Genomic DNA, 19,042 nt, shown 5'->3' with positions numbered 1-19,042 from the left:
AAATTGTAAACCACTATAGCCAAGATATTCTTACTTTTATTTCTCCATCGGCTTTTTCCCTTAAAGCCTTTAAAACCTCTTTCTCGTCGTTAATACTTATTGTCTTAGTAATTAACAATTTTGATGATTTTGGGTACAACGTCTTCCACGAAGCCAAATAAACCAATGCTTGTTCAAAGTGAGGCTTTTGACCATTTACCATGCCTATTATCAATTTATTAGCATGAACTATGTCTTGAATATCTTTATTATTTAGTGAAAAAGTGCCGGAAATTGGGTAGCCAAATAAGCCTAAAATACCGTTCCTATTCAGCAACGGTAAAAGAGAATCAAGCAAGGACGCATCAGCTCCAGTAGCGTCAATTATAACGTCAAACTTACCTTGTGTTTTTAACAGTTCATCATAACCCTTATAGGAGTTGTAGTAATTGATCTTAGCTTCTTCCATTAACGTTTGCTCTATTATTAATGGTTCCCTTATATTGCTCATCCATACTTCTAAACCGACAGTCCTCAAGGCTAAACTAAACAAAATACCAATAGGACCAGTACCAACAACCAAAGCCCTCCTACAATTCAAAGTACCATCATCACAACTCCACAAAGGAACCCTCCTCTGAACACTCAACATCTCCTCAACACTCTTCACAACATCAGCCAAAGGCTGAGCCAAAATACCAACATCCTCCAAAGCCCTAGGAACCCTAACAAGATACCTAACATCATCAAACCAAAACTCACGCATAAAACCATCCTTACCTTTAGTTCCCAAGTCTGTAGCTCGTCCAGTTTCGCAGAAATCTGGTCTACCCGCTAAACAATTCCTGCAAACACCACAACCCCTCCTATTAACAGGCATAACCAACTCACCTTGAGAAAAACCACAACAAGACTCCTCAACAACACCAATAGCCTCATGACCTAAAACCAAATAATCTCTATTTTCAGGTAATATAGCATGCGAAAGTCTACCATTCACTATTTCTCTGTCAGTTCCGCATATTCCATTATATAACGTCCTTATTTTAACCTTGCCATAATTATCGACTTCCCCTTCTTTCACATCTTTTATTTCTACTCCAGCCTTAGGCGGTCTGACAATGATAGCCCTCATCAAACTATATTCTTTTAGGTTTTAGATTTTAAGCGTTATAACTAACAAGTTAAAAATCTTAAGAATTAGATACAATTATATAATTTTTATAGAAACGATGCATAATACCATAATTATCTAACGAGATAATTACATGATCTTATAATTTGCTTTAGAGTTTGGATATTTGTGACTTCTCAAGGATCTAAAATTATTTCCATCTTAATTCTTTTGATATTTTCATCAAAAGAGAAGGCTAGAAGATCATAGTATGAGGATAGATCTACTGTATTCCATCCCTCTCTTAAGTGAATGTGATCTTCAACAACCTTTGATAATAAGTTATATTCACAGATGTTTAGGTTAGTGCTTTCATCAGTAAAAACTCTCAACTTCTTATTTGTGAAACCTTTCAGTGGTATACCCCCAAACCAACCTTTAATGCCAGTATTTCCCTTCACGTAACTTCCATCAAAGATCCATATTCTAATAGCATTCCATGCGTTTGACATTAATTCCCTTGTTCTTATGGCGTAAATTTTTCCCTCACCACTCCTATAAGTGTAAGCCGGGGAATGATTAGCATAAGATGTGCCGAAATATACGTTATAACCATCGCTCACTATTCCAGATATAAATCCGCTGATGGAGATTATTTGAGGAACGACTGGGTCAACTCTTAAAATCATACTTACCGTAGTCCTAAGTGTAGGTTCTGTAAGCCCTTCCGAAGGATTAACCCCTATGATAGGAATTCCCATCAAGTAAACTTTTTGGGTTCTCAATCCGGGTATATAAGAAGGTCTTTCCGACTCATTGTTAATTACCTCTAAGAAGGGATATAAAGTGTGTTTATCCTTATAAGGATCAGATACTACGAGAGCTCCACCGTAAAACGATATTAACTTATTCTGAAGCTGAACGATTTGTCCTCCGTCACGTTTAATTTTGATCTTATCATCAAGGTTTATTCCAAATTCAAACTCCTCAACTATTTTAGACTTATTTTCTATCATATCATAAACTACTATAGATGAATTTTCAAAGTGAGCTGGGTTGAACACAGTACCAAAAATCTTGTCATCCTTAATCTCCAATTTATAAACAGTCCTATCTCTAATTATCCACTCAGCCTTTCTATCGCCTAAGCTTAGTTTCCATAGTCCTAGTTCAGCATGACCATCAGCCCTAGAGAAATATAAGGTATTCTCATGACCGTCATAAACTAAGTCGGTTACTTCTCCATACCAATGATTAGGTGGTATCTTATCATCCCACTTTCTACTCCACAATAATTCTACTCTATCCTTATCATCTATGGCGTGTATATGGCTGTATTTTTCCCTCATGTCCTGCTTAACCAAAGTTCTGTCACTCGAAACCAATAGTCCAGGAGGAGCTTTTAGCCAACCTCCGAAAAATACTAGGTCTTTGGAGTTAGTAATTGCTCCATGCGTATCCCCTCCAGCTTTAGGAAGTTTCCCTAAGACTTCATAAGAGTATATTAGCTTTTCTTCAGCATAGACTTTACCCGAATGTCCTTCATGAATTATTAACTTCCCATTAGAAGGGTGGAAAGTCATATAGAAACATCTGAATTGGTTTTGTCCCATTCCTACTTCATCATATGTTATAAATTTTCGTAAATTTAGATTATTCATATAGATCACTCTGCTATTTTTATCATCAGTCTACTAAAAGTTTCTTTATTAACTTGTTAACACTTACATTTATTTGCGAAGTATAAAAATAGATAATTATGAAAATAACTAAAGTAGAAGCGAAAAGTATCTCTTTACCTCTTAAAAGAAGATTGCTACGAGTGGCTGGTGAACATCCTGGTACTACGGTTTTCACGCTGGTTAAGATAAGTACTGATGAGGGAATAGTAGGATATGGGGAGACGGGTGGAGGTGGTTATTCTCTAGTTCCCCTAATAGATAAACTTAAAGATTTATTAATAGGAGAAGACCCTTTTAATATTAGAAGATTGAGATATAAGGTAGCTGCCCCCATAACGACAACTTATTATAATCAACTCTTACCTCAGATATGGTTCCCTATAGAGACTGCATTGCTAGACATTAAAGGGAAAGCTTTAGGCTTACCCTTACATGATTTGCTTGGAGGTAAGGTAAGGGACGAGGTGGAGACTTCTGGCTACATATTTGCAACACCGGAGACAATAAGCGTTGATGATTTAGTGAAAATGGTAAAAAATATCGTAAAAGAGTATGGATTTAGAGTTATTAAGCTAAAAGCTGGAGTATTCAAGCCTGAGCATGAAATTGACGCCATAAAGACGATGGCAACTGAAATTCCTAAAGTTAAGTTTAGGGTTGATCCTAATGGGGGATGGAACTTATCTGAGGCCTTAAGCGTTTCCAGAAGCTTAGAAGGAGCTAATATAGAATACTTTGAGGATCCAGTGTGGACATGTGAAGGCTTAAGAGCGTTTAAGGAAGCATCGAAGTTCCCCGTGGCAACTAATACTGTTGCGACTAGATTTGAAGACATTCAAAACGTTTATACGAAGAGGTGCGTAGATATAGTTTTAGGGGATCCGCATTGGTGGTTTGGTGTTTATGGATATTTGGAATTGTCAGCTACTTTATGGGCACTTGGTTTAGAATTAGGTATGCATAGCCCTAGTGAAACTGGAATATCTCTGTCAGCTATGGTTCAAGTTGCTAGCTCCACTTTTAACCTAAGCTATGCAATAGATACTCACTACATTCATCTAGCTGGTGATATAATAAAGAGACCGTTAAAAATTGAAAATGGAAAAATTAAAGTACCTAACGATCCAGGATTAGGAATTGAAGTCGATGAGAATAAGGTAGATAGATTTGAGACGTTATATAAAGAAAGTGGAGAATACGTTTATCACTTGAGTAAGGATAGTAAAAGTATACCAACTATTCCTAAGACGGACTTCATGAAATGTGATTGCCATTAGAGAAGAGAGGGGTGTTATAGAGTGGAAGGAGTTTTCCTAACTAATATAACCCCATTTAATAAGAACCTTGAATTAGACATACAAGGTTTAAGAAATATTATAAGTTATGCTGAAAACGTTAACATGAGATATATAGTCCCTTTAGGTACTGCAGGAGAGTTTTCTTCTCTATCAATCGAAGAAAGAGTAAAAGTAGTAGAGAACGTTGTAAAAAGCGTTAACAAGTCAGAAGTTATAGCTGGTGCCTCATCAACGTCATACGTAGAAACGGGAAATTTGTGCAAAAAATATCGTGATTTAGGTGTGAAGAGAGTAATGCTTACACCACCTTATTATCTTAAAGGAAACCATGAGGGGATTATTGAATATTTTAAATTAGTAAGTTCTTTATGTGAAATGGATATAGTGATTTATAATAATCCATCTGTGATTAACTTTGATCTATCGCCTAATCTTATATATGAATTAGTTAGAGAAGTGCCTTCCATAAAAGCATTAAAAGAAGCTAGATATAACGTAGTAGAATTTAAAGAAGTTGTTAGGTTAGTGGGTTCTAAAATAGACGTGATAGATGGATTAGAGGAGAGAGCATTACTTGGAATGATATTGGGCGCTAAGGGTTTCACCACGTCTATGGGTTCTTTCTCTTCATTACCTATAAAAATATACGAGAGTTACGTAAGAGGAGAGTACGAGAGGGCTTTTAAACTATATGACCTATTATTAGAATATAGGTCGATAATCAAACCTCCGATAACTATGGCTCACCTCGCAAAATTAGGAGCTGAATTAAAGGGATTGATCTCATCTTCAGTGGTGAGACCGCCTCTACCACAATTAAGCGATGAACAGAGAAAACAAGCTTTAAAGATCATTCAAAAAATATTAGCTGAATTCAATTAATTTTTACTTTTATTTCATCGCCATTATATTCTACAATTTTATCACCTTTATCTTCCTTAATTCCAATTCCCTCCCTTACGGAAACTATTTTAAAAACTTTATTAACAGAATACTCTCCTATTCTCTTCCCAATTGTAAGATAATCGTTATTCAGATTAAGAGGTATTAATGAGTAATCACCTTTTTCATAATTATATGTAATACCGTCATCATCGTAAAGTAAGAAATTTGTCTTCCCTCCCGGATAAACCCTAATCTCTATACTATTATCTCGTGAGGCTAATGGTATTATGGCTCCTTCCTTAACGTGAATCGGTATTATATCAATAGGCGAATCTACCTTTAACCACCTTCCTCCTTCGACTTTTCTACCAGTCCAAAAGTCATACCATCTCCCTTTAGGCAAATAGATTTCTCTTTCTGTAACTTCTGGTAACGTAACTGGGCTAATCAACATGTATGGACCGAACATGAACTGATCGTCTATATTATAAACGTTCGAATCATCTCTGAAGTCCATCACTAAAGCTCTCATCATTGTATATCCTTCACTAGTAACCTTCCATGCTAGAGAATATATATAGGGTAATAATCTATAGCGTAAATTAATATATTTTACTATAATTTTCTCAAAGTCTCCAAATCTCCAAGGTTCTTTAGGGAATATAGTCCCGTGAACTCTAAATATAGGACAGAAAACTCCCCACTGAAACCATCTAACGAATATTTCCTTATAAGCTTGACTCTCTGGATTACCACTGAAAAAGCCTCCAATATCAGTCGTCCAGTATGGAATACCGGAGAGGCAAAAGTTCAGCCCGGCTGGTATTTGTCCCCTTAATGTAGCCCAATCAGATAAAATGTCTCCAGACCAACTGATTGCTGAACTAGCTTGCTGACCCGCAAAAGAAGATCTAGTCAAAATGACAACTCTTTTATTGCTGACCGCTCTCTGTCCTTCATAAACTGCCCTAGTTTCCATTAACGGAAAAGCATTTAAGTACTTGAAACCATAGTTTTCATTAACTTTAGCGTCATGTAAAGGAGAATAGAACAAGAGACCATAGCCTGTTTCCGGTTCTGACGCGTCTAACCAATAACCATCTACACCAATGTCGAAAAAACTCTTCTTTATATGCTCCCAAAACAGCTTTCTACACTCATCTTTGAAAGGATTAAATGCAGTAGTGTTTTGTATTATGCAACCCTTACTCTCAAATTCCTTGTAGATTTCAGTTTCCTTTCCAAACGTAGGCCAAATGGAAATAACTAACCTACATTTCTTCTCATGTACTTGATTTATCATCCCTTCAGGATCAGGGAAATCGTTTTCATCGAATTTAAATGCATTCCATCCATACCTGCCCCAATATCTCCAGTCTAGAACTATAACGTCTATAGGTATGTTTCTTTTTTTAAATTCCTCTAAAGTATTTAATAACTCATTTTGTGAGGCATATCTTTCCTTCGATTGCCAATATCCATAAGCCCATTTTGGAAGTAAAGGCGCGTCTCCAGTTAGTCTTCTATAGCTAGCAATTACTCTATCCAATTCTGGTCCGTAGATGAAATAGTAGTCTAAGGCATCTCCAGCTTCAAACCAGATCCTTAACTTATCGTCTCTATTATTTATAAGCATCATTGAATAATTATCCCATAAAATTCCATAACCTTTACTTGAGACCATGAAGGGTATTCCTATGTCCGTATTTCTCTGAGATAAGATTATTGTAGAACCCCTATAATTGAATAACCCGAATGATTGACCTAGTCCGTTTCCTCCTGCGTGTTGTCCAAACCCATATATTGCCTCATCTTTCGATAATTCAAATTCTTGTTCTATGTGATTTGTAGGTTCACCTAATATATTTACTGGTATTATAGCCCTATTGACCTCCTTTAAGAGAGTTTTACCATTAGGATCAGTAAAGAGCAATTTTTTGGATACCCCATCATAAGTCACTTTAACTTCTTGAATTTCGTTTTTTATCTGCTTGCTTCTAATTATTAAGCTAGAATCTTTCCTATTCCCATAAGTTATTCTCGCTATATTTGAATCATAGTATTCTACTTTAGGTTCCATGATAGTGCGTTAAATCAAGAAATATATAAGACTTAAGTATTGCAAAAATTTTTAGAGTAACGAATTAATGGAAATCAATATCATACTTAAACATAGTAAGTATAAACTGTTATAGTAGATTTTAAATATATGCTGAAATATATAAATCAAATCTCTTAGATAAAACAGAATGTTGACTAAGTTCCTTAATATAAATTCTGAGCCTTATTTACAAAACTTTATAACAGAGTTTCGAAAACTTCTAAATTAGGTAAGCATGCGGGTAATAAGGTCTAGACAAGTGAGAAGAGGAGAAGAGCAACACTTCAGCGGTAATGTAAAAATAGAAATGCTATATGATGCCGAACCACCTGCCATGATCTCCGCGTCATTAGTCACATTTGAGCCGAGAGCAAGAACAGCATGGCATTACCATCCCCTAGGTCAATTATTGATAGTAACAAATGGTAAGGGTATAATAAAGGCAGAAGGAGAAGAGGCTGTAGAGATTAAAGAGGGTGACGTGATTTGGACCCCTCCCGGACAAAGACACTGGCATGGAGCATCACCAACATTATCAATGACTCACATAGCAATTCAAGAGAAGAAAGATGGTAAAAATATAGAGTGGTTAGAGAAAGTAAGTGATAATGAATATGATAACACTTGGGCTACAATAGGTAGTCTAAAAGCCTATAGGGCTAATGATGATAAAGAGTTAAGAACGTTATTAAAGATGCTAGGAGTACTATTGCCTATAATTACAATTAGGTTAGATAGTATATAGATAAGTATTTTTCTCCTTATTTTATAGAAATAAGGTGTAAAATTTCATGTCTAAACTATACTAAATAATGAAAGACTTGTCAATGGGGAGGAATTTAATTATGCCCTATTAGGAAAGGCTTAAGACTTGTACTAGATTGGCTTATTAAAGTGTTAAAGATAAGCCTTAAATTCCATAATCTCTAATCTACGAACATGATCGGAGTTGTAGTTGTAGGATTGGGAAATATAGGTAAAGTCCACATTAGGGCGCTAAAAGAATTAGAGAAGGAAAATAGTAACGTTAAGCTGATAGGTGTAGTGGATCAAATAAGCACCTTAGCAGAGGAGATAGCTAAACAATATGATGTTATAGCATTCTCTTCTCTCGACTCAGCTTTAAGGAATCCACAAGTTGATATAATTACTCTTGCTACTCCCTCTTATCTTCACTCACCCCAAGCAATACAAGCGTTTGAGTATGGAAAGAGCGTAATAACAGAGAAGCCGATGGCTACTACTTTAGCTGGAGCTAAAGAAATGATTAAGAGAGCTAATAGAAATGGAGTAAGATTGGGTGTAATATTTCAAGAGAGATATTCCCCAGACATCAAAAGAGTGAGGTATGAATTAATCGAAAAATTGGGTAAGGTATATCTGTTAGAAGCTGAGTTGAAGTGGTATCGTGATGAAAAGGAGTATTATAAAAAAGATGAGATTGCCAGAAGTTGGCGTGGCATGTGGAACACGGAGGGTGGTGGAGTATTAACTAATCAAGGCATTCATACTATTGACCTCTTGTTATGGTTTGGAGGGGAAATAGAGGAGGTTTCTGGATTCGTTGATACTTTAACTCATCCATCTATAGAGGTTGAGGATAACGCGGTATCTATATTTAAGTTTAAGAGTAAGGCATTAGGAGTTATGGCTCAAACGGTCTCCTTTATCCCTAAGGATAGCCAATATAGAAAGATCAGGATAAACGGGACTAGTGGTTTCATAGAAATTACGGATAGGAAAATTAGCTCAATTAAAATTGAGGGAATAACAAAAGAAGAGCTAATCGGTAAATCTTCTGATACACTAAGTCAAAATATAGACTTACATAAGGAATTATTTAGAGATTTCCTTAAGAGATATGAGGAAAATGATGATTTCCCTATAAATGGAGAGGATGGAATAAAAAGCCTAGAATTAATTAAGGCAATTTATCTCTCTTCAGCAAAAAGAGAGGTTGTTAGGTTACCGTTAAACTTTGATATAGTAATTTAATGGTTTTTCTTACGATATTATTAGGATTAAAATTTGAAATATTTTTAGTACATTAATTGGGACTTGTAAAATGGTATTATACAATTAGGAATTCACCATAACTTAATTGAAAATAACAGAATTAAATTCTTCGAGATTCACGTATAACTTATCCATATAGGGCTATCTGAAAAATAAAATATCTATTTTAATTTAAAGCGAAACTATACAAGTGCTGAGCTTACATTATATGACATCTTGGTTTAAGGAAGTATACGCTTACACTATTTTTATAGAAAGGTTAACAAGTAAAGGGTAACTTTTTAAATAAAACTATTTTGAGTTACATTATTATCACTATATTATGAAAATATGGATTATTTAATTTTTAACACATAAACGAATAGGACAGAAAAACTTTAAATTGTTTTCCTGATAGTTTTGGTCGATGATATTAGGAGTTCAAAGTTACTCATTAAGAAACCTAAGTTATGAAAAAGCATTAGAAGTTATTTCTAATTTAGGATTTAAGTATGTAGAGGCATATCCTAGACATTTGGAACCAAAAGCGGAAAATGTAGGAATAGCCCTCAATATACATAAAAAATTTGGGATAAAGTTAATCTCACATGGAGTTAATCGAATGAGTGAAAAGGGATTGAAAGAATTATTTGATTTTGCAAATAGTGTAGAAATTGAAATCTTAACAGCTGACCCAGATGAAGAGACCTTACCTAAAATAAATGATTTAGTTAAGGAATATAATATAAAGGTAGCAATACACAATCATGGTCCTAATCACAGATGGGGATCGTATAAGAAGATTTATGAGAAAGTGGAGAATCTAGACTCAAGAATAGGCATGTGTCTAGATCTAGCCCACTTAGCAAGATACGGAGAAAATCCATTAGAGGCTATTGAGAAGTTAGGTAAAAGAATATTAGAAATTCATCTTAAAGACGTGAATGAGAATGGTAGTGATGTTATTATTGGTAAGGGAGTTCTTAACATTAAAGACGTAATGAAGAAAGCCAAAGAGCTGGATATACCAATTATGATAGAATACGAGCTAGATGATCCCGTGAACGGAATTAAAAAGTCATTAGAGTTTTTAATGTCAATGTGAAGCTTCTATGTGCTCTATGACTAGGAAAGCCTATTAATACTTACAAGGTGAACAATGATGAATTTAAATGGGATTTCAACTAGTGTTCAATTAGTAGATTTTTCCTGTATTATAGATCAAGGAAAATGAACGATATAAATTCTTATAATAACATGAAAATCTTTCTATCCTTCCCACTGTTTAAGGTTAAGTTAACCGCATGAAATGTAATTCATACATGCATTTGAAGACAACAAAGATTAAGTAGAAACAAATACTGATGTAAAATTTTATATAATTAGTTTTAGATTTTTGATTGGTTGCATAATTTTGCTTATTTCATCAATCTGGTTAACAAGTTAACGTAATGAGTTATTTACTATCTTTTATAAAAAGTGCCTATGCATAAAAGTAGGTTTTTAGAAACGATACCTATACTACTTTTGACATTAATGATAGCCCTAGGAGGAATAGTAAGTATTGCGCAGCCAACTCCTAATCCTCAACCAACATTTTCGTATGCTTCTAACTATCCAGTGTTTAGTATAGCTAATGGTGACGGTCCTTTCGTTCAAGGAAACTGGAATGTTTTTTCACCCTCAGTTAGGTATGGAGATAATTATCACATGATGGCATTCGTGTTAGAGCAATTAGCTGATGCTGAACAATATACGGGACAATTACTTCCAATATTAGCCACTAATTGGACATTCGCAGATAATTATCATGAATTAATAGTGTATTTAAGACAAGGAGTGTACTTCTATTATAATGGGACATATAATGGGACACAGCAAGTAATTGAGTGGCCTTTCACTGCTAAAGACGTAATAGTAACCTTCGAGCTGTACTTTAAGGTGTTTGGAAACCCCTTCCAAATTACTATGAGTTCACCTAACCCTTACGAAGTAATATTTAATTTCACTACTCCCAATATTCCCTATGCATTATATACTATTTTATCTGGGCAATACATAGTACCATGGGAACAATACGCTCCTTTGCTAAACTCTTCAAATCCGGCTAATGCAGTAATACCAGTCCCCATAGGAACGGGACCATATTATTTAGCTAGCCAAAGTACCAACTTACTGATATATTATAGAAATCCAGTGTATTGGATCCCTGGCAGACCATTCTTACCAGAAATAAAGGTTTATGGAATCTATAATCCACAAGTTTACTCAATGTTAGCTGAGGGACAATTACAATGGGCCTCTTCAGGTAGCAATGGACCGACACCTCTTGAATCATTATTTATAGATAAAAATCCTCAATATTATCACGCAATGATGGGATTTCCAAATGGTACTGGTGGAAATAACTGGTATTTGTATATTAACAATCAAAAACTAAACTATTGGCCTTGGAATCAAACATGGTTCAGAATGGCTATAGCATTAGCCCTTAATATGACCCAGTTATCTGACGTTGCAACAGGTTATTTACCTAATGGAGCGGTTCCCTATCCAACATCGTGGTATTTGCCGCCAATTATGGCACAGAATTGGCTATCCCCTCAAATTTATCAACAAGGCTTCATCCATCCTAATGTTTCTGAAGCTTTACAGATATTGCAACAACATGGATTAAAGATTATTAATGGTAAACTATCTTTTCCAAATGGTACGCCATTACCCCCAGTAACCTTGTATAATTTCGTAGACTGGTCTGATGTATATGCTCAAGCGTATGCTTTCGCTCAAGAAATGCAAACAGAATTAGGTTTGCAAGTACAAGTAGTTTCAGTTAGTCCTTCTACACTACCATCTTATATGGAGGCAGGAAATTATGAGCTAGCTTATTGGTATGGAGACGATAGTTGGCTATCTCCTTATACTGTATGGGGGTTCTTAGTTATACCACCGCTAGTTTCTATAGTGCAATTATCGAATGGTAAATATGCAGCGAATATAACTGCCCTCAATAACACAGAGATAAGACTGCCTAATGGAACACTGATAGCCAATTTAACTGCAGCACAAGAATATTTATTAAACTTACCTCAGCTAAGGGCAGAAAATAGTTCATTATTAAATAACAGTACTATAGTATACGTAGCAAACATAACAGCGATTTTGAAGAGTACAACTCTTCTCTCTGATTGGGAAAGATGGATTCCACCACAGCAATTAATCAACTTATACATACAAGCTGGTGAGACTAATAATGTCACACAACTTAGACAAATATACGATCAGATGGCTCAAATAATAATGAACAACACTCCAGTGATACCCTTTACGACAACTGAATGGCCGTTTGAGGAGTGGGAAGATCAATATTATATAGGATTCTCTACTCCTCAATATATGTACTGGCTAAACGTATATGTTGGGAATGCCGCCAATCCAGCTGAACCCATAATATGGAATATAGCCCCTAGACCTCCGGGAATGACGAATCAACAAGCATTGAACTTTACTCAACAAGCTTGGAGCGATGTACTAGCATTTCTATATGGTAAGGCATCTACGGCAACACCGCCTTCCTTATTGGCAATGTTAGGAGTTAGCACTGTCACTACAACCAGTACTGTTACTAGTGTATCGTCTTCGACAAGCACTGTTACCACGACCTCAGTGAGTACCACAACGAGCACGGTCACGACAACTAGCCCAACTACCGTAACTACGACTTCCACAGTTACCAGTAGTAGCAATACTGGGCTTTACGTAGCTATAGCCGTGGTAGTGATAATAATAATAATTATAGGAGTAGTATTGGCTTTAAGAAGGAGATAAAAAGATGACAATAAAGATAACAGATTTTAAGTTAATATCATTTTTTATCTATTTACAAATTTAGTAGGGTGAATGATTTGAACTTAAGAACTATAAAATTTTTAATCTATAAGATTATAACATATTTTATAGTATTTTTCATTGCAATTACTATAAATTTCTTCCTTACCAGGCTTATTCCGGGTAATGCACTTTCAACACTTATAGCTGCACTCTCCGGAGCTGAAGCTGGATTATCTTCAAGCACTGCTGCAGGAGGGGCGTCAGTTGCCCAACTTTCACAAGAAATTCATCAATTAGAAGCAGAGTTTGGTCTTCTACCTCAACCTTGGTACGTTGAGTATTTTCATTATCTTAAAGGAATTTTTACTGGAAATTTAGGAGTCTCAATAACATATTATCCGCTAAGTGTAATTCATATCATATCTTCGTCTATAGGAATTACTTTAGGTGAAGCTCTTATAGCCTCTATATCTGCTTATTTCTTAGGCTCATGGTTAGGTTCGATATTCGCTATAAGAAGAGGAACTAAGTCTGGAACTCTCGCTGACGTGATTTCAGCTATCTTAATTACTATTCCGGCTTTCGTTATAATTATGTATCTAGAGCTAGCGTTTTCAGTAAACTTGAAGCTGGTCATGATATCTTTTCCTGGCGTTTCACTTACGCCCAAAGGCATTTTGAATTTGATTAACTTTTATATTATACCAATGATAGGTTTCATTGTCTCTTTGATGCCTGGATTTTATTTCGGAATGAGAAACACCATGGTTCATACATTGAGGGATAATTACGTCAATTATGCGGAAATATTGGGCTTTAAGAGGTCAACAATAAGGAAGTTTGTATCAAGGAACTCTATGTTACCCAATATTACGAACTTTAGCATAACTGTAGGTTTTGGAATAAGCAGTGCCCTAACTATAGAAGGTTTATTAGCAGTACCGGGAACTGGGTATTATCTAGGGAATGCCCTTCTCGATAGAGATTTACCATTACTACAAGGTATATTCTTGATCATTGTTGTTATGCTAATAATATCCTTAGCTATTATAGAGATAGTTTATGGTTTACTTGATCCGAGAGTGAGAGGTGGTCAAGGATGAGTTCAAAAATTAAAAAATATATATTTACAAATGCATTTACTACGGTAGGATTCTCGATTTTAATAGCTGATTTAATCTTAGGCATTATTGGGCATTTTTGGACACCATATCCCCCTACCGCTACATTTACACCAAATTTACCACCTTCTTCACAACATTTATTGGGTACAGATACATTTGGACATGATGTTTTTTCTGTTATGCTAGTTTCAACTTTGCCCACATTATTAGTTGGATTAGGCATTGGCGCATTAACAACGCTGATATCAACAGCAATAGGAATCTTAGGAGGATATTATGGAGCTAGGAGGACGGGTGTAATAATTGACGTTGCTACGATATTAGCCTTGGCAATACCCGGTGTATTAATCTTAATATTATTAGGAGCCTATTTTCAATCAGCTAGTTCAGTGATTGGTTATGACGTGGTTGTGTTCGCATTAGCAATAACCGGTTGGGCTTGGGGAGCAAAAGTAATGAGAGCCCAAGTTTTGTCGTTATCGAATAGGGAGTATATTATAGCTTCTAAATTGATAGGGGAGAAGTCATGGAGGATTATGTTCCAACAAATTCTACCTCCAATTGTACCATTAACTATGGGGCAATTCTTGTTTGGGACGTTGTACGGAGTTCTGTCACTGACTACAGCAGAGTTTTGGGGAGTCATTCCCGTGACCACGGAAAACTTAGGTACTATGCTATCTCTGATAGCGTCTGGATCTGCTTATTTAATAGGAGATTGGTGGTGGATCTTAGGAGCAATACTACCAATAGTTGTAATGGCAATAGGTATAGGATTTCTAATAGTAGGTCTTGATGAAATTTCTGATCCTAGGCTGAGAAAGATGAAATTCACTACTGAGAAAATTGAAGTTCCTATACCAACAGATGAGAAGGTAGTTAATATAGTTGTTACTAGAGAGGAGGTCGAAAAGTGATGAATTCAGTATTGTCTGTAAAGAACCTTGTAGTAGGATATTACGCACCTTTTGGAGTAGTCCTAGCAGTTACTGGTGCGTCCTTTGACGTTTACGAAAACGAGATATTTGCGATAGTAGGAGAGTCGGGATCCGGGAAAAGCACACTAGCATCAGCAATTTATGGTGTTTTAAAGTTTCCAGGAAAGGTGTTTTTCGGTGAAGTAATATTTAACGGTAGAGATATATTGAAACTAAGTTATGACGATATTAGAGAAGTAAGAATGAAGGAGATCTCATTGGTTCCCCAATATGCTATGGACGCTTTAAATCCCGTTATGAAAATAGGCGATTTTATGAGGAGGGCATTGGAAGAACATGGTATAATCGGAAGTGAGGCTGATAAGGTTATTAAGGAGAAATTAGAATTGGTTAGATTACCAAGCAGTGTACTTAACATGTACCCTCATGAATTATCCGGAGGAATGAGGCAAAGAGCTGTGATAGCAACGTCTCTATTGCTGGATCCTAAACTGGTAATACTGGATGAGCCGACCACTGGATTAGATGTAATAGTCCAATACAACATGTTAAAGGATATCAAGGAAATACAAAGAAAATTAGGTATATCAATAATGATTATATCACATGACTTACCCTTAATGATGATGATAGCTGATAGGGTAGGAATAATGTATGGAGGAGAAATAGTAGAAATCGGTTCTAGAGACCAGATACTTAATTCTCCTAAACACCCATACTCATTATTATTATTAAAAAGCGTACCGTCATTAATCAATGTGAGAGATAAGCTATTTGCTATACCGGGTAACCCACCCGTATTGGTTAATAACGTTCCGAACTCATGTAGATTTTATGATAGATGTCCATTTCACTTCGAAACTTGTAAGATGGAGAGACCTAGACTATTGAATGTAAATGGTAGTCATTTCTCTAGGTGTTACATTCCACAGCAAAATAATAGTGTCGATTTAAACTCCTTACCTGTCCCTCCAGAATACTATAGCGAGGAGGGAGGAAGTCTTAAGGTAGAAACTGAAAGCAACGATGCCAGTATAATTCTTCGTGTTGAAAATTTAACTAAAGTCTTCATGGTTAGTAAAGGGTTGGTTAGTAAAGAACCGCTTTATGCCGTTAATGGAGTATCTTTTCAACTTAAAAAAGGGAAGATTATAGCCTTAGTGGGTGGAAGTGGACATGGTAAGTCAACTATTGCGAGAGTATTAGCTGGTATAGAGGAGCAAACAAGTGGAAAGATATACCTAGAGGATAAAGACTTTTCCTCAACTTCTAAGAGGAGAAGCATATATTATAGATCAAGAGTTCAGATGATATTCCAAGACCCTTATTCCTCATTAGATCCTAGACATACCGTGAAATGGCATATAGAGAGACCATTGTTACTTCACAAAAAAGTAAGGAATAAGAGTGAGTTAGAATCTAAGATAGGGGAAATATTGAAGACTGTTGGACTAAAGCCTCCGGAGAAGTACTTAGGTAAATATCCTCATGAGTTGTCCGGGGGAGAGAGACAGAGAGTGGCAATAGCTAGAGCTATAAGCGTAGAGCCTAAGGTTCTAATAGCTGATGAACCGGTATCGATGTTAGATGCGTCAGTTAGAGCAGGAATCCTAAATCTTTTGAAGAATTTTAAGAAACTGGGCATGAGCATATTATATATTACTCATGATATAGCTACTGTATCATATGTTGCAGATGAGATGATGGTTATATACAAAGGGAAAATAGTCGAGAGCGGAAACGTATGGGATATCGTCAAAAATCCAAACCATGAATATACTAAGGAACTGATTAGTGCTGTGCCTGATCCGTACAAGAGAATATAAAAACTTTTTTATTAACTTATTTATTCAAATATTTTATAAATTGTTATATAAATTTCCTTATATTATTATGTAACTCTTATGATAAACGTATTAAAAATAAAGTTAAACATCTAGGTAATGTATAACCTTGACTATATTCCTTATATTACAGAAGATCATACATATCGATATAATCTTGACTAATCGAGGATTTCTCGTGTATTAAGTTCTACTATTTAACTAATGTTTATATCATTTCAGTGTTCTAGAACAGGTTTAGTATATATCACCTCCTTTATACTTGTACAATCTGATGATTTCTTGAAATTAAAAACAAGTATCTTAAAGGTAAAGCATGATAATGATAGAAGATTCTTTAACTCTAATATTAATAGTAGTTATGGACCTAAAATTAGCTACGTACTTCACTGCATTTGATGTAGAAAGAGTGCTACGTGATGTAATGACTAGAAATAAAATTAGTAGCTTATTAAAGGAGATGAACATTACAAAAATATACTTAGAGAATTATAGGGATGGTTATTTACTTTCAACAGATGAAATGAGTAAGGTTAAACATCTATTCGAGAAGGAATTTGAAGTAGCAGGAGGTGTTGCTATAGGTACTTGGGGCGAAGGGTGGGGAGAAAAGAGATCGTTGGGCTTTAACGTAATCTGTATATCAGATGATAAGAATAAAGAGTTGGTAGGTAAAGTTATGAGTCAACAAGCTACAATATTTGATGAAATTATTATAGATGATTTTTGGTCGAATTGGTGCTATTCTGATCATGATGTAGAGTTATTTAACGAGAGATTTGGTTTTTCATTAACCAAGGAAAGGCTGATAGAGAGTATAAGAAAAGGAGATGCCATGATAAGTAGTCTATGGGCAGTATATTCGACTGAATTGCTCTTGGATGTCTCTAAGAAATACGTCGTCGACGTATCTAGAAGAGTAAATCCTAGAGTGAAAATAACCCTTAAATTGCCAGAGTGGAGAGAGGACTTTTATCATAGAGGGCTTTTTCTTAATAAATTAAAGGAAATGTTTGATAGTATCTATGTAGGAACTGAGTCGAGAGAAGGGACGGGGAGATATGGTTCTTTCTTTATTGCTAATTTCGTTAAAGCATTAGTTGGAGATAAGTTACTGGGAGTATGGTTTGATCAAGGGAATGGATTCAATTGGAGTATTCCAACTGCCGTCAAGTCATATTTAGAACAAGCTCTGCTCAGTCTATTAAGCCTTACTAGGGAAGTAACATTATTTCACGCAGGTTCATTATTGGGATATTATAATGAACTTACAGCAGAGCTAAAGAGTAAACTAAAGGGGGTAATAGATTTGAGAAATAAGCTAAAAGGGAATTTGTCAGGTATTAAAGTGCCTGTTACTCAACCAATCTATTCCAACAGTTCTGACAGATATATTGAGGATTATTTAGGAATGATTGGTATACCTTTGCTACCATCTAATAACTTTAATGAAGGAGACTATGTATTAATTACAGATAAGTGGATTAGGCAAGGAGATATATTTGATTTAGTAAGAAAAAAAGTTAGTTTAATTTTGACTTCATCAGCTACAGAAGTAATAGCTAAAGGAGGTTATATAGATGGTTTAGAATTGGTCGATGATGTTATTCATGTTAAGGCGTTCATCAAAGGAGACAAATTTTACTCTATGGATCACCGAAGACAAATTGGATTTCCAGTCGGTCCAATAGTAGATTATAAGGGAAAAGAGGAAATACTTTTATATGCTACTGACGGTAATAGGAGTTACCCGGTATTACATAAAATAGCATATGATAATTCCATAGTTTATTTGCTATCTTTAACTAAGTACACCCCTTATCTCGTGGAGTATTACCCGGAGATAGTCAGACAAACTATGAGGGATATAGTTTACGATTATTTAGGATTCACTCTCGAAAGTGATATGCCATTATTTAATGTATGTCTTATTCCATACGATAAAAGAGTTATAGTCTTAAACATGAATGACTACGATATCGAAATCAAGTTTAGGATCAGGGATAATTTAGCTAACGTGAAAACAGATAATCAACTCAACAAAGTCAGGGTACCTAAGGGAAATTTTATTGATATACAGCTGAAACGAGAGTAAGGGAATTTTACTAATGTTTTGTATACATATTTATAAACTTTAAGAGAAGTTTAAACATAATATCGACTAGACTTATATAATTCATCTAACCATCTTTACATTATTAATTAAAATAATGCTTTTATACTCCTAATTATTTATGAAATATTAGGAAGA

The 19,042-nt window shown here is 35.2% G+C and carries 13 protein-coding genes; 10 read left to right on the top strand and 3 right to left on the bottom strand.

Annotation, left to right across the window (positions count from 1 at the left end; all coding sequences use genetic code 11):
- Positions 1-13 precede the first annotated feature (13 nt).
- Together BFU36_RS07270 and BFU36_RS07265 are read right to left on the bottom strand one after the other, a co-directional pair.
- A complete protein-coding gene (locus tag BFU36_RS07270; protein WP_069283002.1) occupies positions 14-1,114 on the bottom strand; it encodes a glucose 1-dehydrogenase in 1,101 nt (366 codons plus the stop codon).
- 176 nt (positions 1,115-1,290) lie between these two features.
- Positions 1,291-2,754: a DUF2139 domain-containing protein gene (locus tag BFU36_RS07265; RefSeq protein ID WP_083216364.1), complete on the bottom strand. Its 1,464-nt coding sequence runs from the start codon at positions 2,752-2,754 to the stop codon at positions 1,291-1,293.
- A 98-nt stretch (positions 2,755-2,852) separates the two neighbouring features.
- Here BFU36_RS07265 and BFU36_RS07260 point away from each other — a divergent pair, with 98 nt between their 5' ends.
- Positions 2,853-4,052 carry an enolase C-terminal domain-like protein gene (locus BFU36_RS07260; protein ID WP_069283000.1) on the top strand — a complete coding sequence of 400 codons (1,200 nt, stop codon included), beginning with the start codon at positions 2,853-2,855 and terminating at the stop codon, positions 4,050-4,052.
- A gap of 21 nt (positions 4,053-4,073) precedes the next feature.
- Positions 4,074-4,955, top strand: a complete 882-nt coding sequence (locus BFU36_RS07255) for a dihydrodipicolinate synthase family protein (RefSeq protein WP_069282998.1) — start codon at positions 4,074-4,076, stop codon at positions 4,953-4,955.
- Here the strand turns inward: BFU36_RS07255 and BFU36_RS07250 are convergent.
- Positions 4,948-7,038 (bottom strand): glycoside hydrolase family 31 protein, encoded by a 2,091-nt coding sequence (locus BFU36_RS07250; protein WP_069282996.1) that lies wholly within the window; start codon positions 7,036-7,038, stop codon positions 4,948-4,950. The two genes, BFU36_RS07255 and BFU36_RS07250, sit on opposite strands and share 8 nt — an antisense overlap.
- Before the next feature lie 256 nt (positions 7,039-7,294).
- Here BFU36_RS07250 and BFU36_RS07245 point away from each other — a divergent pair, with 256 nt between their 5' ends.
- The 8 genes from BFU36_RS07245 to BFU36_RS07210 all read left to right on the top strand — a co-directional run bounded on the left by BFU36_RS07245 (position 7,295) and on the right by BFU36_RS07210 (position 18,886).
- Positions 7,295-7,804 carry a cupin domain-containing protein gene (locus BFU36_RS07245; RefSeq protein WP_083216363.1) on the top strand — a complete coding sequence of 170 codons (510 nt, stop codon included), beginning with the start codon at positions 7,295-7,297 and terminating at the stop codon, positions 7,802-7,804.
- A gap of 194 nt (positions 7,805-7,998) precedes the next feature.
- Positions 7,999-9,054 carry a Gfo/Idh/MocA family protein gene (locus BFU36_RS07240; protein WP_069282988.1) on the top strand — a complete coding sequence of 352 codons (1,056 nt, stop codon included), beginning with the start codon at positions 7,999-8,001 and terminating at the stop codon, positions 9,052-9,054.
- Between the two features lie 427 nt (positions 9,055-9,481).
- A complete protein-coding gene (locus BFU36_RS07235) occupies positions 9,482-10,159 on the top strand; it encodes a sugar phosphate isomerase/epimerase (RefSeq protein WP_069282986.1) in 678 nt (225 codons plus the stop codon).
- 380 nt (positions 10,160-10,539) lie between these two features.
- Positions 10,540-12,882: an ABC transporter substrate-binding protein gene (locus BFU36_RS07230; protein ID WP_069282984.1), complete on the top strand. Its 2,343-nt coding sequence runs from the start codon at positions 10,540-10,542 to the stop codon at positions 12,880-12,882.
- A 77-nt stretch (positions 12,883-12,959) separates the two neighbouring features.
- A complete protein-coding gene (locus BFU36_RS07225; RefSeq protein WP_069284655.1) occupies positions 12,960-13,988 on the top strand; it encodes an ABC transporter permease in 1,029 nt (342 codons plus the stop codon).
- The gene (locus BFU36_RS07220) at positions 13,985-14,926 is read left to right on the top strand and encodes an ABC transporter permease (RefSeq protein ID WP_069282983.1); all 942 of its coding nucleotides are present in this window, start codon (positions 13,985-13,987) and stop codon (positions 14,924-14,926) included. Before BFU36_RS07225 ends, BFU36_RS07220 begins: the two co-directional genes overlap by 4 nt.
- Positions 14,926-16,773 (top strand): ABC transporter ATP-binding protein, encoded by a 1,848-nt coding sequence (locus BFU36_RS07215; RefSeq protein WP_069282981.1) that lies wholly within the window; start codon positions 14,926-14,928, stop codon positions 16,771-16,773. The genes BFU36_RS07220 and BFU36_RS07215 overlap by 1 nt, the downstream gene beginning before the upstream one ends.
- Positions 16,774-17,113: 340 nt before the next feature.
- Entirely contained in the window at positions 17,114-18,886 is a 1,773-nt protein-coding gene (locus BFU36_RS07210; RefSeq protein ID WP_069284654.1) for a hypothetical protein, read from the top strand.
- Positions 18,887-19,042 lie beyond the last annotated feature (156 nt).

It is taken from the genome of Sulfolobus sp. A20 (assembly GCF_001719125.1).
Taxonomy (GTDB): Archaea; Thermoproteota; Thermoprotei_A; order Sulfolobales; family Sulfolobaceae; genus Saccharolobus.
The sequence above is the reverse complement of the archived record's forward strand: the minus strand, read 5'-3'. Positions and strand labels throughout refer to the sequence as shown.